This is a genomic window from Kitasatospora sp. NPDC004799, from assembly GCF_040609095.1.
Classification (GTDB): domain Bacteria; phylum Actinomycetota; class Actinomycetes; order Streptomycetales; family Streptomycetaceae; genus Kitasatospora.
Genome location: NZ_JBEXJK010000092.1, coordinates 1 through 23,961, shown reverse-complemented (window position 1 = coordinate 23,961; position 23,961 = coordinate 1). Strand labels below are relative to the sequence as shown.

Genomic DNA, 23,961 nt, shown 5'->3' with positions numbered 1-23,961 from the left:
TGTGACGCAGGCTCTTCCTACTTAGGAAAAAAATGGGGCTGTTCTTGTAGCGGGCGCTCGCCGGACACCGGCCGGGCGCCGCTCGTCCGCCGGGTGCCGCCCGGGCAGCCGGTCCGCCGGAGCCCGGACCCCGGCGCGCCCGCGCCACCCGTCGTACCCGCACCACCCGCCGTACCCGAACCACCTGTTGTGCCCGCACCACCCGCACCACCCGCTCCAGCGGAAGGAACTGATTCATGACCACGTCGATGCAGTCGTCCGGGGACCTCAACTGGCTCCTGGACGACTTGGTGGGGCGCGTCGCGGCCCTGCGGCACGCGGTGATCCTCTCCAACGACGGCCTGGCCACCGGTGCCTCCCGCGACCTCGACCGCGAGGACGCCGAGCACCTGGCCGCCGTCGCCGCCGGGTTCCACAGCCTGGCGAAGGGCGCCGGCGGGCACTTCAAGGTCGGCGGCGTCCGGCAGACCATGGTCGAGCTGGACGAGGCCTTCCTGTTCATCACGGCCGCCGGCGACGGCAGTTGTCTGGCCGTGCTGAGCGAGGCCGAGGCGGACATCGGCCAGATCGCGTACGAGATGGCGCTGCTGGTCAAGCGGGTCGGCGAGCACATGGCCGCCGAGCCGCGCACCGAAACCGCCCCGCCGGTGAGATGAGCGGTCCGATGGCGGATCCGAAGGCGGATGTGCCGGACGGCCCGGAGCCGCCGGACGGCCCCCAGGTGCCGGTGGGCACCCCCGGGCCGTCCGGCGTCGGCGGTTCGAACGCCGCCGACGGCCCGGGCGGCCCAGGCGGCCCGGGCGGACCGGACGGCCCTGAGGCGTCGCGGGAGGACGGGCCGGCGGAGGCGGACCTGGACGGGCCCGAGGTCGACCTGTTCCGGCCGCGCACCCCGGTCGACGACCGCTGGTTCGACGACGAGGCCGGCCCGGTGGTCCGGCTCTACTCGATGACCCGCGGCCGCACCCGGCCGGTCGAGGAGGGTCTGTTCGACCTGATCTCGCTGGTCACCGCCGTCGAGCCCGGGCCGGTCGCGGGGGCCGTGCCCGCGCTCGTCCTCGACCCGGAACACCAGACGCTGCTCACCCTGTGCCGTCGCGAGCCCCTCTCCGTCGCCGAGCTCGGCTCCTACACCGACCTCCCGGTCAGCGTGGTGCGGGTGCTGCTCGGCGACCTCTACGACGCCGAGCTGATCAGCGTCACCCGACCCGTTCCGCTCGCCGAGCTGCCGGACGAGCGCCTGCTGCGAGACGTGATCAATGGACTCCGTGCGCTCTGACCCCCGCTCCCGCCCGGGCGGCACCAGCTCCCACCCGGCGGACGCCAACGACCCGCGCTGGCGCGGCGGTCCGGCCGTCGCGGTGAAGATCCTGGTCGCGGGCGGCTTCGGCGCGGGCAAGACCACCCTGGTCGGCTCGGTCAGCGAGATCCGGCCGCTGCGCACCGAGGAGGAGCTCAGCGAGCTGGGCCGCCCGGTGGACGACACCTCGGGGGTGGAGGCCAAGCGCACCACCACCGTCGCGATGGACTTCGGCCGGATCGACCTGCGGCCGGGCCTCGCGCTCTACCTGTTCGGCACCCCCGGGCAGGACCGGTTCTGGTTCGTCTGGGACGAACTGGCCCGCGGCGCGCTCGGCGCCCTGGTGCTCGCGGACACCCGGCGGCTGGCCGACTGCTTCCCCTCGGTCGACTTCTTCGAGCAGCGCGGCATCCCGTTCCTGGTCGCGGTGAACTGCTTCGAGGGCACCGAGCGGTTCGCGCCGGACGAGGTCCGCGAGGCGCTCGACCTCGACCCGGACATCCCGGTGCTGCTCTGCGACGCGCGGCTGCGGCAGGACGGCAAGGACCTGCTCGTCGCGCTGGTCGAGCACGCCGCCGCCCTCCGGCACCGCCGCGCCCCGGTCGGCGCCTGAGCGCGGCGCGGTTCCGGCTGGGTTCCGGCGCGGCGGCGGATCGGTCCCGGCCGGGCTCCGGCCCGGCTCCCGCGGTACTGCCGGGCCGTCTCCGATTCGACGGAGCCCGAACGGAGCCCGAACGGAGCTCGCACGGAGCCCGCACGGAGCCCGCACGGAGGGCGTCAGAGGGTTGTGTGACGATCCGGCAGGTCAGCGCGCCGACCAGCCCGTTTCGTCCGGCGTCTCATACCGCTGTCCGCATTCCGGACGATCACCGCGCCGAAGGTTGCCTAGACGGGCCCGGCCGTGGAAGGCTCTGTGTCTGAAGGTCGCCCGGCCATGCCGTCGGGAGCGCCGGAAACGCCCCGTTCACACGGGCGTTGCGACCGGCGGAGGGCCTTCGACGAACGGCGAGGCATCGTCGGCGGGCACCGGAAGCGGTGCGCCGCCGTGTGGCGAACGAAGGGGGAGGGCAGCAGGATGACCGTCGGCCGACGACGCATCATCACCGCCGTTCCCGGTACCACGATGCCCGCTGCCCCCATGCCCGGCGTCGCCGTCACCGGTGCCGCCGATCCGGCGCTCACCGTCCGCCGCTACATCGACCACGCGCTGATCTGCAGCGCGTGTTGTCGCCGACCGGCCTGACCTTCCCGGTACGTCCCCCGGCGCCCGCGGCCCACCCGGCCGACCGCCCGACGCACCGCCGAAACCCGTCGACCAGGCCGTAGCGGACCGCCCGTCGGGCGTGCCCGCGGCCGACCAACCGGACCCGCCCAGCGGAGAGACCACCAGTGAACATCGTCTGCCTCAGCACCACCCCTGGCGTCGTCGGACGTACCCGAACGACCGGGTCGGCCCCCGCGATGCGCGCGGGTGGACGGACCGGACGGTGGAACCGGTGCGCGAGTCGCGCCGTGGACAGCCGACGGGGTCGCCTCGACCTCGAACCGTTCTGGCCGTCCCGGCAGCCGCACCTGTTCGATCAGACGTGTCCCGGCTCGCCCAGCGCGTCCCGGCCCTCCGCCCGCTGATCCGGTTCGGTCCGGTCCAGCCCAGGCAGTACGCCCGGTCGACGCGCAGACGACTCCACCCCGTCCGTCACGCGCGAAATGAGCGGCACACCATGTCTTCTTCCTCCACGGCCATCCTGCCCCTGCCCACCGCGACCCCGCACCTGCGCGCGGTCCGCTCCGTTCCGCCGGTCTCCTCCGTCCCCGCCGCCGCGCCGGTCGGTCCCGGCGCGTCCGGGGCCGCGGGACCGTCCGTTCCCCCGGCGTCGGTGTCCGACCGCTGGCCCGGGGCGGCCCGCCCGTCCCACACCGCCCCGTCACACGCCGGTCCGGGCCGCGTCGCTCCGGCGCACGTCGGTGCGACGCACGCCGGTCCGGTTCGTCCGGCGGTCGTCCCGGTGCCCGCCGCCGTCCCGCCGGGCGCGGCCGTCCCGCAGGTGCCCCAGGCGCTGCTGGCCGCGCTGCCCGAGGGCGCGGCCGTCGTCGCCGCCCTGCCGCAGGGCGTGCTGCCGCAGGGGCTGCTCGCCCAGTACGGCACGCAGTTCGGCGGCGTGAACGGCAGTCCGATGGTCGGGTACCTGGTCCTGGTGCCGGCGGAGAGCCCGGCGGCGGGGAGCGTCGGCGGCGTCGGCCTACCGGGGGTTCCCGCGGCCCCCGCCGCGCAGCCGGCGGCCGGCGCGCCCGCCGGCCAGACCGTGACGGGGGTCCGCCCGGCGCGCCCGACCGGGCGCGGCATCACCGTCGACACCGAGCGGCGCAACGCCTACGTCGACGGGCGGCTGCTCGACCTCACCTACCTGGAGTTCGAGCTGCTGGCCCACCTCACCGAGCACCCGCAGCGGGTGCACACCCGGGACCACCTGGTCTCCGCGGTCTGGGGCTACGGCCACGTCGGGGACGGGCGGACGGTCGACGTGCACGTCGCCCGGCTGCGCCGCAAGCTCGGATCGGCCTACCGGGACACCATCGTGACGGTCCGTCGGGTCGGCTACAAGTACACCCCGGCCACCGTCTGACGGCAGGCCGTCGCCGGTCGGTCGTCCCGGAGCGGCCGTCCCGGGCGGGTCGTCTCGGAGCGGCCGTCCCGGGCGGGTCGTCTCGGAGCGGCCGTCACGTGGAGGTCGTCCCGAAGCGGTCGCCACGGATCGATCGTCACGAACCGGCCGTCGCAGGTCGGTTGGAGCGGTGGGCCGCTCGTCCTGGAGACGGACGGGCGGCCCGCTGCTTTCGGCGTGTTCCGGCGGGCCGTCAGCGGCGCTGGTCCGGCGGCAGCAGGAGGACGGCGAGGGCGTCGGCGCAGCTGCGGGCGTGGCCGAGGAACCAGTCCAGCCGGTCGTCGGTCAGGTGCGCGGGCGTCGACCGGACCGCCAGGGCGAACCGGGCCTGTCCGGTGCCGTCCAGGACGGGCACGGCGACCGTCCGCACCCCGGCGGCCGACTCGCCGTCGTTGAGCGCGTATCCGGCCGTCCGGACCTTCGCCAACTCCTCCTCCAGGACGGCTGGTTCGGTGATCGTCCGGTCGGTGAAGGAGGGTAGCGGGCCGAGCCCCGACGGCGCCGTCTCGCCCGGGCGGGGCCAGGCCAGCAGGACCTTGCCGAGCGCGGTGGAGTGCAGCGGGCGGCGCAGGCCCAACCCGGTGTCCGGGCGGACGGAGCCGCCGACCAGGATCACCGCGTGCGCGCCGCTGCGGATCGCCAGGTCCGCGGTCGCCTTGGTGCGCCGGGACAGCAGCTCCAGCTCCGGCCCGGCGAGGTGCAACCCGCGCTGGTGGAAGGTGAGCTGGCCGAGTTCGGCGACGGCCGGGCCGAGCCGGTAGCGGGCGGTCTGCTCGTCCTGCTCCAGGAACCCGGCGCTGACCAGCGTGCGGGCCAGCCGGTGCGCGGTGGAGACCGACAGGCCCATCCGGCGGGCCAGGTCCGAGGCGCTCAGGTCGGGGCCGTTGTCGTGGAAGCAGTGCAGCAGTCCGAGCGCGCGCTGGACGGCCTGCGCACCGGCCGGCGGACTCTGGACGGCGGTGGCGGCCTCGGCCATGGCACCTCGCGTTTCGGGTCGGAACTCCGGACGGGTGACCGGAGGCAATCTCAGCGTAGGACAGCCGGTGCTGCGGACATGTGTCGACGGCGTTGCAATGGAATGGCGTTGATGAACAACTGATCCCACCATGTGGCAAGGGCTTGCTTCCGGCTCGCCCGCCGTGGAACGCTCCTCGCATCGCACCGGACGGCCGCTCGGCCCAGCCGGCGCCACCCCCGACTCTGCGGAAGGAGAAGCACCGTGACGTCCCACCGGTGTCTGCCCTCCCGCGCCTGTTGTCGCTGACCGACGTCTCCCGAGCCGCCCGGCCCTTGTGCATCGTGGCGCACAACTCCCTTGCACACCAGGCCCCGTGGGCCGTCGTGCGGTGACCGATTCCGATTTCCTCCGGCTCCTGCCGGAGCCCCCTGGAGGACCAACTCCGTTGTCCAGTCGCATCCAGAACGCCTCCCCGCTGCCCGACACCCTCTGGTTCACCCGCTGCCCGGTGCCCACCGCGACCGGGATCGCCGCCGACCAGGGTTGGCTCGCCCGGGAGTTCGCCGCCGACGGGATCGCCGTCCGTTCGCTGCAGGACGCTCCGCCCGAGGTGGCCGCAGACCACCACTACACCCACGCGCTGACCGGCCTGTTCCGGGAGGGCGGCAACGTCCCCGCGCTGTGGGCCCGTTCGCGCGGCGAGGCGACCCGGCTGATCGGCCTCACCTGGATCGAGGAGCGCCAGGTGGTGCTGGTCCGGGCGGGCAGCGGCATCACCGAGCCCGGGCAGCTGCGCGGACTGCGGCTGGCGGTGCCACATCATGACATCGGCATCGACTTCTGGCGGGCCATGGCACTGGCCGGCCTCCGCGGCGCCCTCGGGCTCGCGGGCCTCACCCTGGCGGACGCCGAACCGGTGGACATCCCGGGGATCCCGGGTGGCGGGCAGTGGTCCGCCGAGCTGGCCGCGCTGCGGGACGGCAGGGTGGACGCGGTGTACGTGAAGGGGGCGCTCGCCGTGGAGGCGGCCCGCCGGATCGGTGCGGAGGTGGCCGTGGAGCTGGACGCGGTGCCGGACCGCCGGGCCCGGGTCAACAACGGCACGCCCCGGCCGATCACCGTCCACCAGCGGCTGCTGGACGAGCACCCCGAGCTGGTCGCCCGCTTCCTCGCGGTGCTGCTGGAGGCCGCGGACTGGGCGGCGGGGCACCCGGCGGAGGTGGGCCGGATCCTGCAGGCCGAGACCGGTGCCGGGGCCGAGGGCGTCGCCGGGGCCTATGCGGCCGGTGGCCACCGCACCCTGCACCTGGACCTGTCGGCGGAGCGGCTGGAGCTGCTGGCGCTGCAGGAACGATTCCTCGGTGAGCAGGGCTTCCTCGCCGCGCCGGTGGACGTCCAGGCCTGGGCCGACCTCGAGCCGCTCCGCGCGGCCCGTGAGCTGCTGCGGCTGCGGCGTGCGAGTGAGGACGCCGGTGCGGGTGGCGGGGGCGGCGAGGCCCGGATCACAGACTTCAGGTAACAGCGTTCAACCAACAGATTTCAAAAGTTGTCAGCTGTCAGTTGTCGGCTGTCATCTGTCACTCCCTTGGAGACCCCCGTGAAGACCCCCCGACTCGCCCTCGCCGCCACCGCGCTGCTCGCCTCCACCGCCCTGGCCGCCTGCGGCTCGTCCGCCGACGGAGCCGGGTCCGCCGGAGGCGCGGCCGGTGGCAAGGCCGACGTGGTGCTCCGGTTGCCCGACCCCGGCAACAACGGCTTCCTCGCCCGCGGCAAGAAGGACGGATCGCTGGACCGGGCCCTCGCCGCCGTTCACGCCAAGGTCGCCTGGACCGGCAGCGCCGGCCCCTTCGCCCCCGCCGCCCAGGCCCTCTCCGCCGACCAGCTGGACGTCGCCCAGGGATCGATCACCTCGGCCGTCGCGGCGCTCGCCCAGAAGCCCGGCTTCAAGCTGTTCGCCCAGACCGCGCCCGACGGCGTCGGCGAGGGGATCCTGGTGAAGAACGACTCGCCCGTCAAGTCCGTCCAGGACCTGGTCGGCCGGAAGGTCGCCGTCTCCCAGGGCGGCACCAGCGAGTACCTGCTGCTCAAGGCGCTCGCGAAGAACGGCGTCCCGGCCGACAAGGTGGAGCGGGTCTACCTGCGCGCCGACCAGACCTCCGGCGTCTTCAACTCCGGTCAGGTGGACGCCTGGGCGACCTGGAACACCTTCTCGACGCCCGCCATCGCCAACGCCGGTGCGCACTTCCTGGTCAACGGCCAGGAGGTGGGATCCGACAACTACGCGGTCTGGGCCGTGCGCAACGGCTTCGCCGACCGGCACCCCGAGGTGGTCAAGGCCTTCTACACCTATCTGCGGGAGAACGGCGAGAAGGAGAAGGCCGACCCGGCCGGCTACCTCAACGTGTTCACCGACGCCGGTCCGACCGCCGTCACCCCGGCCGAGAAGGAGGTCGCGGTGAACGTCAGCAAGCAGGGCACCCCGGCCGGCGCCATCTCCGAGGCCGACATCGCCCGCTTCGGCACGGTGGCCCAGTTCTTCGCCGACCAGAAGGTCACCAAGCAGCTGGTGGACGTCAAGCCCTACCTGATCGACGTCGACAAGCTCGGGGGCGGTGCCAAGTGACCGCCACGGCCGAGAAGTTCACGCCGGAGGACACCCGGGCGGCGCTGGCGGCCGGACTGGTCGCCCCGCGGAGCCGGCGGCACCGGCCCCGCCCCCGCGCGCTCGCCGTGACCCTGCGCACCGTCGGACCGCTCGCCCTGCTCGGCGGCTGGGCCCTGGCCTCCGCCACCGGCGCGCTCACCCAGGACGTGCTCGCCTCGCCCGCCCAGGTCGCCCAGGCGGTGGGGGAGTTGTGGGGCAACGGCCAGCTGACCGACGCCCTGTCCGTCTCCCTCACCCGCGCCGGACTCGGCCTGTTCTTCGGCGCGACCGCCGGTCTGGTGCTCGGTGTGGTCACCGGATTCACCCGTCTCGGCGAGGAGTTGCTCGACTCCGCGATCCAGGTCCTGCGCACCGTGCCGTTCCTGGCCCTCGTCCCGCTGTTCATGGTGTGGTTCGGCATCACCGAGACCGCGAAGGTCGCCCTGATCGGGGTCGCCACCAGCTTCCCGATGTACGTGTCCGCCTCCGGCGGGGTCCGCAGCACCGACCGCAAGCTGGTCGAGGCGATGCGCAGCTTCGGCCTCGGCCGCTGGGCGATCGTGCGCACCGTCGTGCTGCCCGGCGCGCTGCCCTCACTGCTGTCCGGGCTGCGCCTGTCGATGACGCTCAGCGTGATCGCCCTGATCGCCGCCGAGGAGATCAACTCCACCGAGGGCATCGGCTACTTGATGGCCCAGGCGCAGAACTACTCGCGCACCGACGTCCTCGCCGTCTGCATCCTGATCTACGGGCTGCTCGGCCTCACCGCCGACGGCATCGTCCGAGTCCTGGAGCGCGTGCTGATGCCGTGGCGCCAGGCCGTCCAGGGAGCGGGCCGATGACCGCCGACACCTCCACCGCCGCCACACCGGTCTCCTCGTCCCCTTCCGCCGTCGCGGCTGCTTCTGCCGCGGCAGCCGAGAGCGCCGTCCCGGCCGTCCATCTGCGCGGTCTGCGCCGGGTGTTCGGCACCCGAGCCGTGCTCGACGGGGTCGACCTCTCCATCGCCCGCGGCGAGTTCGTCGCCCTGCTGGGGGCCAGCGGCACCGGCAAGACCACGCTGCTGCGGATCCTCGGGGCGCTCGACCAGGCGGACGAGGGCACCGTGCTCGTCCCGCCGGTCCGTACCGTGGTCTTCCAGGAGCCCCGGCTGGTGCCGTCCAAGCGGGTGCTGGCCAATGTCACGGTCGGCCTGCCGCGCGGCGCCGCCACCCGGGAGACCGGGCTGAAGGCCCTCGCCGAGGTCGGCCTGGAGCGGCATGCCGAGGCTTGGCCGGCCACCCTCTCGGGCGGTGAGGCGCAGCGCGTCGCGCTCGCCCGGGCCCTCGTCCGGGAGCCGCAACTCCTGTTGCTCGACGAACCGTTCGCCGCCCTGGACGCGCTCACCCGACTGCGCATGCAGGACCTCGTCGGCGACCTGGTGCGCCGCCACCGCCCGGCGGTGCTGCTGGTCACCCACGACGTGGACGAGGCCGTACGGCTCGCCGACCGGGTCGTGGTGCTGCGCGAGGGCCTGCTCGCCCGGGACGAGACCGTCGCCGTCGAACGCCCGCGCGACCCGGCCGACCCCGCCTTCGCCGAGCTGCGGCGCCGGCTGCTCGCCGACCTCGGCGTCCACTGACGTCCGCGGCCTCCCGAACTCCCGCTCCGATCTCCCGATTTCCCCCGACGTCCGACAAACCAAGCCCGCACCACCGGAGTTGACCAGATGACCGTCACCCTCGGCGTCCACGCCAGCAACCCCTCGCTCTACTACCTCGCCCGACTCCCGTACCTGGACGAGGAACTGGCCCCGCTCGGCGAGACCGGCGCCTTCCACCACTACGCCGACGGCACCCGCACCGGCGCGCTGCTCGCCGAGGGCGTCATCGACGTCGGCGGCACCGGCTCCACCCCGCCGATCACCGCGCAGGCGGCCGGCCACGACCTGGTGTACGCGGTGGTCTCGGCACCCCGCCCGGACCACGGCGCCCTGCTGGTCCTGGACTCCGGCCCGGTGCGGACGGTCGCGGACCTCAAGGGCGCCACCGTCGTCCTCGCCGTGGGCTCCTGGCAGACCCACCTGCTCGCCAAGGCCCTGCACGCCCAGGGGCTCTCGTACGGCGCGGACGTCACCCCGGTGCGTCCGGCGGCCGACGAGGACCAGGCGCAGCGGCTGCGCGACGGCGAGATCGCCGGCTGGATCGCCCAGGGCGCCGAACTCGCCGCCGCCCGCCGTACCGGGGAGTTCCGCGAGCTGATCCGCACCGGTGACGTCATCACCGACCGCTCGGTGTTCTTCACCCGCCGGGACTTCGCGACCGGGCGCCCCGAGGTGGTCGCCGCGATCGCGACCGCGCTGCGCCGGGCGGACGCCTGGGCGGCCGCCCACCCGGCCGACGCCGCCGCGATCGCCGCCGAGGAGCTGGGCGGCACGGCCGCCGACTGGAAGTCCGCGCTGGGCGCGCTGCCGTGGCGACTGGAGCCCGCCACCGCCGGGTTCGTCGCCGAGCAGCAGGAGGCCGCGGACATCTTCCACGGCGTGGGCTTCATCGACCGGGCGCTGACCGTCGCCGACGCCCACCTCCCCGCGCTGGAGGCCCCGGTGGCCGCCGCGCTCGCGAAGGCGGTCTGACCCGTGGCCGCCGAAGTCCTCTGGTACATCATCCCGCGCGAGGGCCACTACCCCTGGGAGCCCGCCGGGCGCCGCCCGGTGGACCTCCGCTACCTCCAGCAACTCGCGGGCAGCGTCGAGCGCCTGGGGTACACCGGCGCCCTGCTCGCGACCGACCTGTACGACGTCTGGACGCTCGGCAGCGCGCTCGCGGCCGCCACCACGCCGGCCTTCAAGCCGCTGCTGGCCGTCCACCCGGGGCTGGTCTCGCCCACCCTGCTGGCCAAGATGGCGCTCAGCTTCGACCACCTGCACGGCGGCCGGCTGCGCTTCAACGTGGTGAACGGCTCGACCGCGCAACTGCGCGAGTACGGCCTGGACGTCGAGCACGACGACCGCTACCGGCTCAGCGGCGAGTACTGGTCGATCGTCAAGCGCCTCACGGCCGGTGAGGTCTTCGACCACAAGGGCGAGTTCTACGAGCTGCGGAACGCGGGCGCGAGCCTGCGCGAACTCGCCCCGGTGCAGCCCGGCGGCATCCCGCTCTGGTTCGGCGGCAGTTCGGCGGCCGGCATCGAGATGGCGGCCCAGCACGTGGACGTCTACCTGACCTGGGGCGAGCCGCCGCACCTGCTCAAGGAGAAGCTGGACCTGGTCCGCGAGCGTGCCGCCGCCCACGGCCGGACCCTGCGGATCGGGCTGCGGCTGCACCTGATCGTCCGCGACACCGAGGACGAGGCCTGGGCGGCCGCCGACCGGCTGCTGGACGTCACCAGCGAGGCCACCTACGCGCGCCAGCTGGGCGGGGCGAAGGGGGAGGACGGGGTCGGCTGGCAGCGGCAGTTCCGCCAGCACGGCGGCCGGGTGCCGGCGCGGGCCCGGGAGCTGGAGACCCACCCCAACCTCTGGCCGGGGATGGGCCTGTTCCGCCCGGGGCCCGGCACGGCGGTGGTCGGCTCGACCGCCCAGGTGGTCGAGCGGCTGCAGGAGTTCGAGGCGCTGGGCGTCGACACCTTCATCCTCTCGGGCAACCCGCTGCTGGAGGAGGCCCACCGGGTTGCAGAAACGGTTCTGCCCGCCCTGGGCATCAAGCGGCCGTCGGCCGGCGCCGGCGGCTGGCAGGCGGGCAGGTGACAAGTAACAGATAACAGATGACGGACGACAGCTGACAGATTTTGAAATCTGTCAGCTGTCGTCCGTCGTCCGTCACGCGCCGGCTGTCAGCCCTCCACCACCGGGCCCGACCGCCGACCGCCTACCACCGACTGCCGACCGCCGACCGCCTACTGCGGCCCGTCCGCCCTCAGCGGCTCAGCCGGTCGATCTCCGCCAGCTCCTCCGCCGTCAGCGGCCCGCCCGCCAGCGCGTCGAGGTTCTGGTCCAGCTGGGCCACGCTGCTCGCGCCGATGATCACCGAGACCACCCGCGGGTCCCGCAGCACCCAGCACAGCGCCAGCTGCGCCAGCGTCTGCCCGCGCCGCTCGGCGACCTTGGCCAGCGCCCGCAGCTGCTCCAGCTTCGCGTCGGTCAGCGCCTGCTCGGTGAGGAACTTCCCGACCGACATCCGCGAGCCGGCCGGCACCGCCCCGGACAGGTAGCGGTCAGTCAGCAGCCCCTGGGCCAGCGGCGAGTAGGCGATCAGATTGGTCCGGGTGTCGCCCACCGCGTCCAGCACGCCGCCGTCCTCCACGGTCCGGTTGAGGATCGAGTACGCCGACTGGTTCATCAGCACCGGCGTCCCCAGCTCACGCAGGATCGCCACCGCCTCCCGGTGCTGCTCCGCCGGGTAGTTGGAGATCGCGGCGTACAGCGCCCGGCCCGAGCGCACCGCGCTGTCCAGCGCCCCCATCGTCTCCTCGATCGGGGTCTCCGGGTCGTACCGGTGGGAGTAGAAGACGTCGACGTAGTCCAGCCCCATCCGGCCCAGCGACTGGTCGAGGCTGGCCAGCAGGTACTTGCGGCTGCCGCCGTTGCCGTACGGGCCGGGCCACATGTCCCAGCCGGCCTTGGTGGCGATGAACAGCTCGTCCCGGTAGGGCCGGAAGTCCTGGGCGAACAGGTGGCCGAAGTTGCGCTCGGCGCTGCCGTACGGCGGGCCGTAGTTGTTCGCCAGGTCGAAATGGGTGACGCCCCGGTCGAAGGCGCGGCGCAGCACCGCCCGCTGGACCTCCAGCGGCTGGGCGTCGCCGAAGTTGTGCCAGAGCCCGAGCGAGACGGCGGGCAGCTGGACGCCGCTGTTGCCGGCCTTCCGGTAGGTCATCGAGTCATAGCGGTCATCCGCGGCGAGGTAGCTCATGCCGGACATCCTGCCAGTCGGGCGGGCCTGATCAAGCCCTTGCCCCGTTTCCGGCCGGTGCCTATGCTCGCGGAGGATCGTGTGCGTGCGAGGCGAGGGAGGCGAGATGGCAGTCCGGACCACGGCCCTGACCGTCACCGCAGCCCGCTGTTGTTGTTGTCGCCGCCGCCACCGCAGCACCGGCCGCTGACACCACCCGCGCGCCCTGCCGCCCCGGCGGCCCGCCGCCCGCTCCCGTCAGCCGTTCCACCGGTGCCGCCCGCGCGAGCGCACGCGCCGGACCGCGCTCCGACTCCCCGCGCTCCGCGCCGCTCGCCCGACCCGTCCAGGTCCCTCCCGGCCGATCCATGGCCGATCCCCGGCCGAACCCCGACCGATCGATGGCCGGTCCAGGGCCAGACCCGAGCCCCTCCCGTGCCCGTCCAGGGCCAGACCCGAGCCCCTCCCGTGCCCCTCCGGGGCCCGACCCAAGCCAGCCCCGAGCGTCCAAGGAGACCGCCGTGCGGTTCACCGTCTCGTCCCTCGTCGCCAACGCCCCCGACCCGGTCACCGGCGCCCGGCGCACCCCGCAGCAGAAGCTGCACAACGTCATCGACCAGGCGGTCCTCGCCGAACAACTCGGCTACGACGGCTACGGCGTGGGGGAGCGGCACGGCGAGCCGTTCCTCTCCCCCACGCCGCCCCTGCTGCTCAGCGCCATCGCCGCCCGCACCTCCACCATCCGGCTGTTCACCACGGTGACGGTGCTCAGCGTGCTCGACCCGGTCCGGGCCGCCGAGGACTACGCGATGCTCGACCAACTCTCCGGCGGACGCCTGGAGTTGATCATCGGCAAGGGCAACGACCCGCGCCACTTCGGGCTGTTCGGCCTCCCCGAGGAGCGCCAGTGGGAGGCACTCGCCGAGAACTACGGTCTGCTGCGCAGGCTCTGGCGCGAGGAGAAGGTCACCTGGGAGGGCTCGACCCGTCCGCCGCTGCGGGACGCCACGGTCTGGCCCCGCCCGTTCCAGGACCCGATCCCGGTGTGGCACGGCAGCGCGACCAGCACGCGGTCCACCGACCTCGCCGCCCGCCACGGCGACCCGCTCTTCTCCGCCAACTCCTTCCACCCGCTGGAGAAGTACCGGGCACTGGTCGAGCACTACCGCGAGCGCTGGGAGCACTACGGGCACGACCCGGAGCGGGCCAGGGTGGGGGCGGGCTTCGGCGGACTGTACGTCGCCAAGCGCTCTCAGGACGCCGTCGAGGGCTTTCGCCCGTACTGGAACGCGCTGTTCGACTCGGCCGCCGGTCGGCACAACAACTCGCCGTTCACGTCGCTGGAGGACGCGCTGGAGCGCGGATCGGCGCTGGTCGGCAGCCCGCAGCAGGTGATCGAGAAGATCCACCGCTACCACGAGGCCTTCGGCAACGAGGTGGTCGGCATCGGGGTGGACGCGCTCACCGAGGGCGCGCAGCGCGCGCAACTGGAGCTGTTCGCGAGCGAGGTGGCCCCGGAGATCCGGCGCGCGCTGCCGTAGCCGCGCGGGCCCGGCGCCCGCCCGCGCATTGCGCCGTGCGCCCCTACCCGGCGTGACGCCGGACACCGTCCGTGACGTGACGCGCGCCACCAGGCGCGCCGGAATGCCGTTCGGCGGTGCGGGGGATGACGAACGGTCGAGGGGCCGTGGCCGCCGGGGGGCGGCGCACGGCCCTCAACCGTTTCCGCCCGGTGAGGGCCTCCGGAGCGATCCCCGGAAACCGGGCCCGCACTGGAACTCTGTACCTACTGGTATGTACAGTGATCCGCATGAGCACCCAGGACCGTCTCATCGAGAGCACCCAGGCCCTCCTCTGGGAGCGCGGCTACGTCGGCACCAGCCCCAAGGCCATCCAGCAGCGCTCCGGGGTCGGGCAGGGCAGCATGTACCACCACTTCACCGGCAAGCCCGACCTCGCGGCCGCCGCCCTGCGCCGCAGCGCCGAGCAGATGCGGGGCGTGGCCGAGGCCGACCTCGCCGCCCCCGGCACCGCGTACGACCGGATCGCCGCCTACCTGCACCGCGACCGCGACGTCCTGCGCGGCTGCCGGATCGGCCGGATGGCCCAGGACCCGGACGTGGTCGCCGACCCGCAGCTGCGCGCGCCGGTCGAGGAGACCTTCGACTGGCTGCGCGGCCGGATCGCCGGACTGATCGCCGAAGGCCAGGCGGACGGCGAGTTCGCCCCCGCCCTCGATCCGGCCGACACCGCCGCCGCCGTGGTCGCCGTCGTCCAGGGCGGCTACGTCCTGGCCCGCGCCGCCGACAGCGCCGAGCCGTTCGACCGGGCCGTCCGCGGCGCCCTCGGCCTGCTCGCGGCGCACCGCACGGCCTGACGGTCCACGAGCCCGTCCGCGGAGCCTGCCTACCGGCCCGTCCACCTGGCCCGTCCGCAGAGCCCGCCCGCAGAGCCCGCCCGCAGAAGCCGTCCACCGAGCCCGTCCACCGAGCCCGTCGAACCCGAGGAGCCCCGCCGTGCACGCCATGCAGTACGAGATCACCCTCCCCGCCGACTACGACATGGGCGTCATCCGCCGGCGCGTCGCCGACAAGGGCCACCTGCTCGACGCGTACCCGGGCCTCGGCCTCAAGGCCTACCTGGTCCGCGAGCGCGGCCGGCAGGGCTCGCCCGTCAACCAGTACGCGCCGTTCTACCTCTGGCGCACCGCCGAGGGCATGAACAGCTTCCTCTGGGGGCCGGGCTTCCGCGGCCTGAGCGGCGACTTCGGCCGCCCCGCCGTCCGGCACTGGCTCGGCGCCGGACTGGCCCACGGCGGGTCGGTGGCCTCGGCAACCGCGCCGACGTCGGCGGCCTCGGCGGCTGCGGGGGAGCAGGCCGGGCCGCCGACCACCGCCACCCGCGAGACCGTACGGCTGCCGGAAGCCGCCGATCCGGCCGAGGCGGTCGAACGGGCGCTCGCCGACCTGCCGGCGCACCCGGCCCTGCACACCGCCGCCGTGGCCGTCGACCCGAGCCGCTGGGAGCTGCTCCGCTTCGCCCTCTGGCACGGCCCGGCGCCCGAGGACGTGCCCGGCATCCGCTACCAGGTGCTGCACCTGTCCCGCCCCGAACTCGACCGGCTGCCGGCCGGCCGCCACTGGTGAAAGGACCCACCGCTCCGATGTCCCCCGCGACCGCTCCCGCCGGCACCGACCTCACCCGGGCCCCGCTCGACCGCGAGGCCGGCCACGCCCTGCTCGCCGACCTCGCCGGTCCGGGCGCCGCCGCCACCCTCGGCGGCCTGGACGCCCTCGCCCCCGGCTTCCCCGACTGGATCGTCACCAGCCTCTTCGGCGGCACCTACCAGCGGCCCGGCCTCGCCCTGCGCGACCGCCAGATCGCCAACCTGGCCGCCCTCACCGCCCTCGGCGGCGTCGAGCCGCAACTCGCCGACCACGTCCGCTACTGCCGCCGGATCGGCCTGACGGAGGCGGAGATCACCGAGGTGATGGTCCACCTCGCCCCGTACGTAGGCCTCCCCAAGGCCCTGGCCGGCCTGCGCGTCGCCACCGCTACCTTCACCGAAACCGCCACCCGTGCCGAGACCGCCACCCGTGCCGAGAGTGCCGAGAATGGCGACGTCTCCGAGACCCGCGACGTCGCCGAGGCAGCTGAGACCGCCGGGAGCGTCACCCCGGGGGTCCGGGCATGAGCCGCACCGTCCGTACTGTCCGCACCGTCCTCGGTGACCTGGACCCCGCCGACCTCGGCGTCACCGACTCCCACGACCACCTCTTCATCCGCAGCCCGCTGCTCCCCGGTCAGGAGCTGGACGACCCGGCCGCCGCCGAGGAGGTCCTGCGCGCCTACGCCGCCGCCGGTGGCCGCACCTTCGTCCAGTGGACCCCGTTCGGCCTGGGCCGGGGCGCGGACTCGCTCGCCGCGCTCTCCCGCAGGACCGGTGTCCGGATCGTCGCCGCCACCGGCGCGCACCAGGCGGTCCACTACCCGCCGGGCACCTTCCCCGGATTCCCCGAAGCCGCTGGGCTTCCCGGATTCCCCGAAGCCGGCGTCGAGTCGGCCGAGCGCCCCGGCCCGTACGCGGATCTGGCGGAACGTTTCGTCGCCGAGCTCACCACCGCTCTGCCCGGCGCGCCCGAGGGGGTCCGGGCCGGACTGATCAAGGTCGCGAGCGACGCCGGGCCCGCCAGTCGGCACACCCGGTGGACGCTGGCCGCGGCCGCCGAGGCCCACCACGCCACCGGCGCCCCGATCGCGGTCCACCTCGAAGCCGACGGGGCTCCGCACTGGATCCTGGAGCAACTGCACGACCGGCACGGCGTCCGGCCCGACCGGATCATCCTCGGCCACCTCACCCGGCTGCCCGACCGCGCGCTGCACCGCACCCTGGCCGCCGAGGGCGCCTACCTCGCCCTGGACAGCCCCTCCCGGGCCAACCACCCGGCCGACCACCAGGCCTTCGAGGTGATCGCCGACCTGGTCGAAGCGGGTCACGCCGCCCAACTGCTGCTCGGCGCCGACACCACCACCCGGACCGCCCGCGCGGCCGGTGGCCCGGTCCGCCTGCTCACCGACCTCGCCCCACGCCTCGCCCGCAGCTACGGCCCCGACCTGCCCGAACTGCTCCTCACCACCAACCCGGCCGCCGCCTTCGCCGCCGACTGGCGCACGCCGTAACGCCCCGAACCCCGCCCGCTGCCAAGGCCGTTGCCGCTGCGGCCGTCCCCGGGTGCGCGGCGCTGCCGACGGCGGACGGCCTGCCCGGGGCGACCGCGGCCGCCGAACCGGACACCCCGAACTGCCGTCGGACCTGGAGGCTGAAGGTGGACGAACCGCAGGTGGGCAATCGGCCTGACGGCGGCCAGGACCGCGCTCTACGGTGCCGCCCATGGTGATGTTGACGCTTCGAACCCTCACGACCGCCGACTGGCCGCTCTGGCGGGACCTCCGCCTCGCCGCCCTGACCGATGCGCCCGAGGCCTTCAAGGCCGGCCTCGCCGACTGGCGGCAGGGCGGCGAGGACCGTTGGCACGACCGGCTCCGCCGTGCGGACGCCCACCACGTCGCGGCCGTGCTGGGCGACGAGCCGGTCGGTCTGGTCGGCGGGATGCCCGGATCACCGGACGGCGTACGGGAGTTGCGCTCGCTCTGGGTCGCCCCGAGGGCGCGAGGCCGGGGCGTGGCGGACCGGCTGATCGAGGAGGTCGAGCGCTGGGCCCGGGCCGACGGCGGTACCGAGCTGCGCCTCGCCGTGCTCCCCGGCAACGACGCGGCGCTCGCGCTCTACCGTCGCCACGGCTTCGCCCGGCTCGCGCAGCCCGGCGATCTGCTCGCCGACGGGGTCACCCGGGAACTCCTCCTGGCGAAGCCCTTGGGGTGACCGCTGCCGCCGCACCCGGTTCGGAACCCCGACCGTGGCACCGGGAGAGACGGAGGCGGGGCCTGTGCCGTACGGGGGGCGGCACAGGCTCCGCCTCCCACCGGACCGTCGGGTCGACCGGGCTGGTCGGCCCGTCGGGTCACATGTGGGTGCCGCCGTCGATGCGGAGCTCGGTGCCGGTGACGAAGGCGCCGTCCTCGGAGGCGAGCATGGCGATCACGCCGGCCACCGTCTCCGGGCCGGCGAAGCCCTGGCCGAGGGCGGGGGAGAGCTTGGCCAGCAGGCTGAGGTCGGCGTCGGCGGGCAGACCCGGGTTGTGGGTCATGCCGCTGTCGATGCTGCCCGGCGCGACGCAGACCGCGCGCAGGCCCTGCTTCGAGTACTCCGAGGCGATGGCGTGGGTGAAGGACTGGATGCCGCCCTTGGTCGCGGCGTACGCGGCCATGTAGGGGTGGGCGAAGCCCGCGGAGGTGGAGCTGAAGTTGACCACCACGCTCTTGCCGCCGGCGAGCAGCGCGGGGAGCGCCTCGCGAGTCATCAGGAAGGTGCCGGTCAGGTTCACCGCGAGGAGCTTGTTCCAGAACTCCAGGCTGGTCTCGTGGGTGTGCGAGGAGCGGAGGATGCCGGCCGCGTTGACCAGGACGTCCAGCCCGCCCAGGCCGGCGACCGCCTCGGCGACGCCCGTGACGACGGCCGCCTCGTCCGAGACGTCCAGCACCCGGACGGCCAGGCGGTCCGCGGTGCCCTCGGCGGTGGCGCGGTCCAGGGTCCGCTTCAGGCCGTCCTCGTCGACGTCGACGGCGACGACCGTCCCGCCCTCGGCGAGGATCCGGTGCACGGTGGCCTGACCGATGCCCGAGCCGCCGCCGGTGATCAGGACGTTCCGTCCGCTGAAGCGCTCCATGGTGGTACTCCGTTCGTTCGTGGCCCCCCGACCTCGGATGACACGGTACGCCGATATGGCACATCGTGCCAAAAAGTCTCTTCGTGTCGCCCCGTCGTGGCATGCCACCTTGGCATCCACCTGCGTAGGCTGGCCCGGTGACCGGACGCCCGACCCTGACCCAGCGCCGCCGTGAGGCCACCAGGCTGGAGATCGCCCGTACCGCCGCCGCGCTCTTCGCCGAGCGGGGGGCGGAGGCGACCACCGCCGAGGAGATCGCCCTCGCGGCGGGCATCTCGCTGCGCACCTTCTACCGGTACTTCTCCGTCAAGGAGGACGCCGTCGCCCCGCTGCTCGCGGCCGGCGGGCGGGAGTGGGTGGAGCTGTTCGCGGCGAGCCCCGCCGACCTGCCGCCGCGGGAGGCGCTGGAGCGCGCGGCGGTCGCGTCGCTTGCCCCGGCCGACGAGGCGCGGGTCGAGATGATGCGGTGGACCCGCGGCCTGCTGCGCGACCCGAAGCTGAACGCCACCTGGCAGCGCGTCCACGCCGACTCGGAGGAGCGGCTGAGGGGCGCCCTCGCCGAGCGCTGCCCGGACGGCACCGATCCGCTGGAGATCCGGCTGGCGGCCGCCGCCGCGACCGCGGCGATCCGGGTGGCGCTGGAGCAGTGGGCCTCCTCCGACGCGCCCCTCGACGGTCCGGGCTCGCCGCAGGACCTCGGCGCGCGCTGCATGCGCGAGCTCACGGCGGGGCTGCGGCTCTGGGAGCGAGTGGGCTGAGCCCGTCGCCCGTCGCCCGTCGCCCGTCGCCCGTGGCCCGCAGGCATCGGCTGACAGCCGACAACCGACAGCTGACAGATTTCAGCTAACAGATTTCAGATGACAACTTTCGAAATCTGTTATCTGAAAGTTGTCATCTGTCAGCCCCGCTCCCCGTCACCTCCCAGCCGCGCTCAGCTTCCTCCCAGCCGGCGTTAGGGTTGATCCTCGCGCCCCGGCGGGGGGAACCGGGATGACCTCCTCGGATGTCCCCAGCGGAGGGGGCTGGAGTTCGAGGCGTGGGAGCAAGCAGGACATGGGTCTGACGAGCCACAAGGTGTTGGCGCTGACCGCACTGATCGCGGTCGTGATGATGGTCGGCACGGTCTGGTTGTGGCCGAGACTCGCGAAGAAGAGCTGGCAGGCGGTGCTCGGCCGGATCGGCGCGCTGCTCGCCACCCAGCTCGCGGTGCTCGCCGCGCTCGGCCTGGTCGCGAACAACTACTTCGCCTTCTACAGCAGTTGGGACGACCTGCTGGGCACCGGCGACACCGGGCCGGTGGTCATCCACAACAAGGCGGACGCCTCCGGCCGACTGATGGTGGAGACGATGGGCCAGGCCGCGGTCAAGGGCGGCGGCGCGATGGGCCGCGAGCCGAGCCAGTCCGGCGAGATCCGCAAGGTCCGGATCGACGGCGCGGTCAGCCGGCTGTCCACCGAGGGATACGTCTACCTGCCCCCGCAGTACTTCCAGCCGGAGTACGCGCAGAAGCAGTTCCCGGCCGTGATCGTCAGCACCGGATTCCCAGGAATCGCCGAGAACCTGATCACCCGCTTCAACTACCCGGGCGCCGCGCTCAAGCTGCTGCAGGAAGGGCGGATGCAGCCGACCGTCATGGTGCTGGTGCGCCCCTCGCCCGCGCTGCCGCAGGACACCGAGTGCGAGGACGTCCCGAACGGCCCGCAGTCCGACACCTACTTCACCAAGGACGTGCCCTCGGCGATCCAGGCCAGCTACCGGGTCTCCGGCGACCCGCAGGCCTGGGCCTTCATGGGCAACTCGACCGGCGGCTACTGCGCGCTCAAGCTGGCCATGCGCCACCCGGACGTCTTCCCGACCGCCGTCGCCCTCTCCGGCTACTACGACGCCGCCGACGACCCGACCACGGGTGACCTCTTCGGCGGCAGCAAGCAGCGCCGCGACGAGGCCAACCTGATGTGGCGGCTGAGGAACCTGCCGCAGCCGAAGGTGTCCGTGCTGCTGGCCGGCACCAAGAAGGGCGACGGCGGCTACCGGCAGGAGACCGAGGCGTTCGTCGACGCGGTGCAGAGCCCGATGAAGGTCTCGTACAGCATGCTGGAGAACGGCGGCCACAACTTCGAGACCTGGAGCGCCCTGCTGCCCTCCTCGCTGGAGTGGCTGTCCCAGCACCTCAAGGTGCCGAACCAGACCGTCTGACCGGATCCGACCGGGTTCCGACCGGGTCCCGACCGGGAACGGCGTCACGCGGAACATCCGCAACGCCACGCGGTACCCGCAAGCGATCGAACCCCCGGAGCCGCAGCCCCGGGGGTTCGGTCGTTCAGGAGCGGAGCGGCTCCCGCCCGGCGGTCCCGCCGCTCAGGCCACCCGCTCCAGCGTCCCGGTGTGCAGCTCGCCGACCCGGCCGCCCTCGCCCTCGAAGGTCCAGAAGGCCCGCACCGTCAGCTTGCCGAGGTCCATCACATGGCTGACGGTGATCCCGCTCTGCTCCGTCCAGCTGACGAAGTAGATCTCCGGCGCGACCTCGGCGACGTGCAGCCGCACGTCCTCCCACTGGCCCGCGGACTCGCCGAGGCCCTCCCAGCGCAGCCGCGTGCCGTCGGCCGAGTAGGTGTTGCGGAAGGCCGCGCCGTTGTCGGCCCGGAAGAGGTAGGTGCGGCCGGCGAAGGCGGGCAGGGGCGCGGTCATGGTGGGGCGGGTCCTCGTCTCGGTCTGGTCGGGGCGAGCGTCCGGTCGCGCTCGCCGCTCTTGTGCACGGCGGATGATGTCCGAGTCCCAATTTATCCGACCGGGCGCACTCGGTCAGGTACTCGCCACGGTACGGTCCGCCACCGCGCCGGAAGCCCTCCCGGGGGCGGGGCCGGGCAGTCCCGGCCCGGGCCGAGCCGGCCGCCCGATCCGCCCCTGGCCCGGCTGCTTCCGGAACTGATCAACTCGGCTGCCACGCAGCGTCGTTGATCGACACCACTGTGAGCTGTGCGACAACCGGTCCGGCCGGGTTGTCCGTTCACGGACGGCCTGCCTAGCCTGCAACGGTCGTCCGCCGTCGCGGACCCCGCCGCCGGGACGCCGAGTCCTGTCCACCCGCCGGCGGGTCACCGAGCACCACAGCGGACGGGAGCGGGGGAACCAAGGTCAGCGCCCGGCCCGTACGCTCCCGCGTCCGGGGTGCGGCTCGGGCCTGTCGACGACAGGCCCTTGGGGTGAAGCCGTTCCACAGGCGGCCGGGCGACCTCAGCCCGAACCCGACAGCTCACCTCGCAGGCGTCGCCGAGGTCACCCCATGCCCAAACCTGCCAGCTCCACGCACCGGCCCGCGCCCGCGTCCGCCCGCCGTGGTGGACCGCGCCACGCCCGTCCGTCCCACCGCGGCCGCAACGCCGCCCTCGCCGCCACCGGGGCGCTCGCCATCAGCGGCGCCGGCCTGCTCGGCCTGCCGTCCGTCAGCGGCGCCCAGGCCGCCACCGCGCCGACCGTCACCCAGGACCGGCTCGCCCCCGCCACCATGGTCGCGGGCAAGGCCACCACCGCCTCGCTGCGCCTGCACTCCTCGGCCTGCTTCACCGCGAAGACCGTCGGCGTGGGCGTGCGCGACGCGCGCGGCACCAACCTCGACTTCCCCGGCAACGCCTCCAACGTGCAGATCTGCCCGAGCGGGGTCGACTTCACCAGCGGTGCGCGCACCCTGCCCGCCGGGACGTACACCCAGTTCGGCTTCTGGCAGGACCTCGGCGGGATCTGGCACAACCTGCCCTCGCAGCAGCTGGTGGTCTCCGCCACCGGGACGTCCACGCCGACCCCGGCCCCGGCCCCGACGGCGACCCCGACGGCCACGCCGACCCCGACGCCGAGCAGCACCCCGAGCAGCACCCCGACCAGCACCCCGAGCGCCACCGCCGGCCCGAGCACCCCGGCGCCGACCTCCCCGGTCGCCGGCAAGGCGCTGACCTGGTCGGACGAGTTCAACGGCGCGATCAGCTGGGGCCAGCGCTGGGTCGGCGACAAGAGCACCGCGTACCGGTACGGCAACCACAACCCGGACGACAACAAGCTCGACTGGCTGAACCGGAACAACGTCAGCGTCGCCAACGGGGTCGCCACCTTCACCGCCACGTCCGGCGGGCCGGCCCTGGAGAACGGCAAGCCGTCCTGGAACACCGGCTTCCTGACCACCGAGGGCTCCAGCGAGGGCTTCCAGGTCAGGACCGGCGACTACGCCGAGACCCGGGTCAAGCTGCCCGCCGGCACCGGCGCCTGGCCCGCCCTGTGGACCTGGAAGAACGGCAACGGGGAGGTCGACTCCTTCGAGTACCACCCCGACAACCCGAACCTGCTGGAGCTGACCAACCACGTCAACCCGGGCAACGGGAAGTACTACACCGACGCGAGCGCGATCGCGAAGGACCAGTGGGTGACCATCGGCACCTACTACGGCGCCGGCTCGGTGGACTGGTACGTCAACGGCGTCAAGGTCTTCTCGGACGGCAAGGGCGTCGGCGCCAACTGGTCGGCGTACCTGATCCTCAACCTCTCGGTGTGCGCGGGGCAGTACCACCCCGCGCCGCAGGGGACCGCCCCGATCACCTTCGCCGCCGACTACGTCCGCGTCTACCGGTAGACCGGGGCGACAGCCGGGTCCCGCCGGCCGGACGGTCCCGCCGACAGGGCGCCGCTCCGGCCGGCGGGACCGCGTGGCTCAGGAACGGGCGGCCGTCTCGACCACCGTGATGTCGAACGGCTGCCGGTTGTTGCTCTCGTTCCGGTCGTCCGCGCTGCGCACCGCGACCGAGCCGCCGCTCAACCGGCCCACCGGCAGCCCCGGGTCGAGTCGGACCGGGATGAGGGCGGTGGCGCTGCGCCCCTCCGGCAGCCCGGGAGCGAACACGCACCGCACGGTGCGGCCGTTGTTCAGCACCTGGCAGTCGGACGGGAAGTACGGGCCCTCCGGGCGGACGCCCGCCGGCAGGGTGACCGTGACCGTGAACGGGGAGGCGGTGGTGTCCGGGCCCCCGTTGCCGACGAAGGCGTGGACGGTGGTGGTGCCACCGGGCGCGGCCGGGTCCGGGTCGAGCCGGACCACCTCCAGGTCGGAGTTGGACGGCCGGGCGGCGGCCGGCGCGGGCAGCGTGGAGACCCCGGACGTCTCGGAACCGGTCCCGGTGCCGGATCCGGCACCGGGTCCGGTTGCCGTCCCGGGCGTCGCCGGGGCCGGCCGGGGGGTGGGCACGGGCGGCGAGGGCG

The 23,961-nt window shown here is 74.0% G+C and carries 24 protein-coding genes, 1 pseudogene and 1 riboswitch; of the genes and pseudogenes, 20 read left to right on the top strand and 5 right to left on the bottom strand.

The annotated features are described in order from the left end of the window. Positions 1–236 precede the first annotated feature (236 nt). From ABZW03_RS14755 to ABZW03_RS14735, 5 genes are all read left to right on the top strand, one after another. A complete protein-coding gene (locus ABZW03_RS14755) occupies positions 237–656 on the top strand; it encodes a roadblock/LC7 domain-containing protein (protein ID WP_049652175.1) in 420 nt (139 codons plus the stop codon). Positions 657–949: 293 nt separating this feature from the next. Then, the gene (locus tag ABZW03_RS14750; RefSeq protein WP_355256875.1) at positions 950–1,279 is read left to right on the top strand and encodes a DUF742 domain-containing protein; all 330 of its coding nucleotides are present in this window, start codon (positions 950–952) and stop codon (positions 1,277–1,279) included. A gap of 82 nt (positions 1,280–1,361) precedes the next feature. Then, positions 1,362–1,913, top strand: a complete 552-nt coding sequence (locus tag ABZW03_RS14745; RefSeq protein ID WP_355256872.1) for an ATP/GTP-binding protein — start codon at positions 1,362–1,364, stop codon at positions 1,911–1,913. A gap of 462 nt (positions 1,914–2,375) precedes the next feature. Next, positions 2,376–2,543, top strand: a complete 168-nt coding sequence (locus tag ABZW03_RS14740) for a hypothetical protein (RefSeq protein ID WP_355256859.1) — start codon at positions 2,376–2,378, stop codon at positions 2,541–2,543. An 802-nt stretch (positions 2,544–3,345) separates the two neighbouring features. Continuing rightward, positions 3,346–3,924: a winged helix-turn-helix domain-containing protein gene (locus ABZW03_RS14735; RefSeq protein WP_355256869.1), complete on the top strand. Its 579-nt coding sequence runs from the start codon at positions 3,346–3,348 to the stop codon at positions 3,922–3,924. 232 nt (positions 3,925–4,156) lie between these two features. Here the strand turns inward: ABZW03_RS14735 and ABZW03_RS14730 are convergent, their stop codons facing one another. Next, positions 4,157–4,939: an IclR family transcriptional regulator gene (locus tag ABZW03_RS14730; protein WP_355256856.1), complete on the bottom strand. Its 783-nt coding sequence runs from the start codon at positions 4,937–4,939 to the stop codon at positions 4,157–4,159. A 439-nt stretch (positions 4,940–5,378) separates the two neighbouring features. Here ABZW03_RS14730 and ABZW03_RS14725 point away from each other — a divergent pair, with 439 nt between their 5' ends. The 6 genes from ABZW03_RS14725 (at position 5,379) to ABZW03_RS14700 (ending at position 11,292) form a co-directional block, all read left to right on the top strand. Beyond that, a complete protein-coding gene (locus ABZW03_RS14725) occupies positions 5,379–6,440 on the top strand; it encodes an ABC transporter substrate-binding protein (RefSeq protein ID WP_355256866.1) in 1,062 nt (353 codons plus the stop codon). A gap of 78 nt (positions 6,441–6,518) precedes the next feature. Further along, positions 6,519–7,544, top strand: a complete 1,026-nt coding sequence (locus ABZW03_RS14720) for an ABC transporter substrate-binding protein (protein WP_355256853.1) — start codon at positions 6,519–6,521, stop codon at positions 7,542–7,544. Then, a complete protein-coding gene (locus ABZW03_RS14715) occupies positions 7,541–8,407 on the top strand; it encodes an ABC transporter permease (protein WP_355256850.1) in 867 nt (288 codons plus the stop codon). The genes ABZW03_RS14720 and ABZW03_RS14715 overlap by 4 nt, the downstream gene beginning before the upstream one ends. After that, positions 8,404–9,186 carry an ABC transporter ATP-binding protein gene (locus ABZW03_RS14710; protein ID WP_355256847.1) on the top strand — a complete coding sequence of 261 codons (783 nt, stop codon included), beginning with the start codon at positions 8,404–8,406 and terminating at the stop codon, positions 9,184–9,186. The genes ABZW03_RS14715 and ABZW03_RS14710 overlap by 4 nt, the downstream gene beginning before the upstream one ends. An 87-nt stretch (positions 9,187–9,273) precedes the next feature. Then, positions 9,274–10,179 (top strand): ABC transporter substrate-binding protein, encoded by a 906-nt coding sequence (locus ABZW03_RS14705; RefSeq protein ID WP_355256844.1) that lies wholly within the window; start codon positions 9,274–9,276, stop codon positions 10,177–10,179. 3 nt (positions 10,180–10,182) lie between these two features. Next, positions 10,183–11,292 carry an LLM class flavin-dependent oxidoreductase gene (locus ABZW03_RS14700; RefSeq protein ID WP_355256841.1) on the top strand — a complete coding sequence of 370 codons (1,110 nt, stop codon included), beginning with the start codon at positions 10,183–10,185 and terminating at the stop codon, positions 11,290–11,292. 169 nt (positions 11,293–11,461) lie between these two features. On the opposite strand, the gene ABZW03_RS14695 is transcribed toward ABZW03_RS14700, so the two are convergent. Beyond that, on the bottom strand, positions 11,462–12,454 hold the full coding sequence (locus tag ABZW03_RS14695; protein WP_355256838.1) for an aldo/keto reductase: 993 nt from the start codon (positions 12,452–12,454) through the stop codon (positions 11,462–11,464). Between the two features lie 500 nt (positions 12,455–12,954). On the opposite strand from ABZW03_RS14695, the gene ABZW03_RS14690 reads away from it, so the two are divergent. From ABZW03_RS14690 to ABZW03_RS14665, 6 genes are all read left to right on the top strand, one after another. Continuing rightward, positions 12,955–13,974: an LLM class flavin-dependent oxidoreductase gene (locus ABZW03_RS14690; RefSeq protein WP_355256836.1), complete on the top strand. Its 1,020-nt coding sequence runs from the start codon at positions 12,955–12,957 to the stop codon at positions 13,972–13,974. A 269-nt stretch (positions 13,975–14,243) separates the two neighbouring features. After that, the gene (locus ABZW03_RS14685) at positions 14,244–14,810 is read left to right on the top strand and encodes a TetR/AcrR family transcriptional regulator (protein WP_355256833.1); all 567 of its coding nucleotides are present in this window, start codon (positions 14,244–14,246) and stop codon (positions 14,808–14,810) included. 139 nt (positions 14,811–14,949) lie between these two features. Next, the gene (locus ABZW03_RS14680) at positions 14,950–15,579 is read left to right on the top strand and encodes a DUF4865 family protein (protein WP_355256830.1); all 630 of its coding nucleotides are present in this window, start codon (positions 14,950–14,952) and stop codon (positions 15,577–15,579) included. A gap of 17 nt (positions 15,580–15,596) precedes the next feature. Beyond that, entirely contained in the window at positions 15,597–16,127 is a 531-nt protein-coding gene (locus ABZW03_RS14675; protein ID WP_355256827.1) for a carboxymuconolactone decarboxylase family protein, read from the top strand. Next, positions 16,124–17,113 (top strand): phosphotriesterase, encoded by a 990-nt coding sequence (locus tag ABZW03_RS14670; protein ID WP_355256824.1) that lies wholly within the window; start codon positions 16,124–16,126, stop codon positions 17,111–17,113. Before ABZW03_RS14675 ends, ABZW03_RS14670 begins: the two co-directional genes overlap by 4 nt. 217 nt (positions 17,114–17,330) lie before the next feature. Further along, complete coding sequence (locus ABZW03_RS14665) at positions 17,331–17,816, top strand: GNAT family N-acetyltransferase (protein WP_355256863.1); 486 nt, start codon at positions 17,331–17,333, stop codon at positions 17,814–17,816. Positions 17,817–17,955: 139 nt separating this feature from the next. On the opposite strand, the gene ABZW03_RS14660 is transcribed toward ABZW03_RS14665, so the two are convergent. Then, entirely contained in the window at positions 17,956–18,720 is a 765-nt protein-coding gene (locus ABZW03_RS14660) for an SDR family oxidoreductase (protein WP_355256821.1), read from the bottom strand. Positions 18,721–18,857: 137 nt separating this feature from the next. Here ABZW03_RS14660 and ABZW03_RS14655 point away from each other — a divergent pair, with 137 nt between their 5' ends. Both ABZW03_RS14655 and ABZW03_RS14650 read left to right on the top strand, forming a co-directional pair. Then, positions 18,858–19,478, top strand: coding sequence for a TetR family transcriptional regulator (locus ABZW03_RS14655; protein WP_355256818.1), 621 nt, complete (start codon positions 18,858–18,860; stop codon positions 19,476–19,478). Between the two features lie 295 nt (positions 19,479–19,773). Continuing rightward, a complete protein-coding gene (locus tag ABZW03_RS14650) occupies positions 19,774–20,916 on the top strand; it encodes an alpha/beta hydrolase-fold protein (RefSeq protein ID WP_355256815.1) in 1,143 nt (380 codons plus the stop codon). 162 nt (positions 20,917–21,078) lie between these two features. Here the strand turns inward: ABZW03_RS14650 and ABZW03_RS14645 are convergent, their stop codons facing one another. Further along, complete coding sequence (locus tag ABZW03_RS14645; protein ID WP_224275159.1) at positions 21,079–21,408, bottom strand: MoaF N-terminal domain-containing protein; 330 nt, start codon at positions 21,406–21,408, stop codon at positions 21,079–21,081. A gap of 405 nt (positions 21,409–21,813) precedes the next feature. Continuing rightward, a riboswitch (cyclic di-AMP (ydaO/yuaA leader) is annotated at positions 21,814–22,002 on the top strand. 1 nt (position 22,003) lies between these two features. Here ABZW03_RS14645 and ABZW03_RS14640 point away from each other — a divergent pair. Continuing rightward, a complete protein-coding gene (locus ABZW03_RS14640) occupies positions 22,004–23,338 on the top strand; it encodes a glycoside hydrolase family 16 protein (protein WP_355256811.1) in 1,335 nt (444 codons plus the stop codon). Between the two features lie 78 nt (positions 23,339–23,416). Here the strand turns inward: ABZW03_RS14640 and ABZW03_RS14635 are convergent. Continuing rightward, a pseudogene (locus ABZW03_RS14635) lies at positions 23,417–23,961 on the bottom strand (hypothetical protein); the annotation flags it as partial.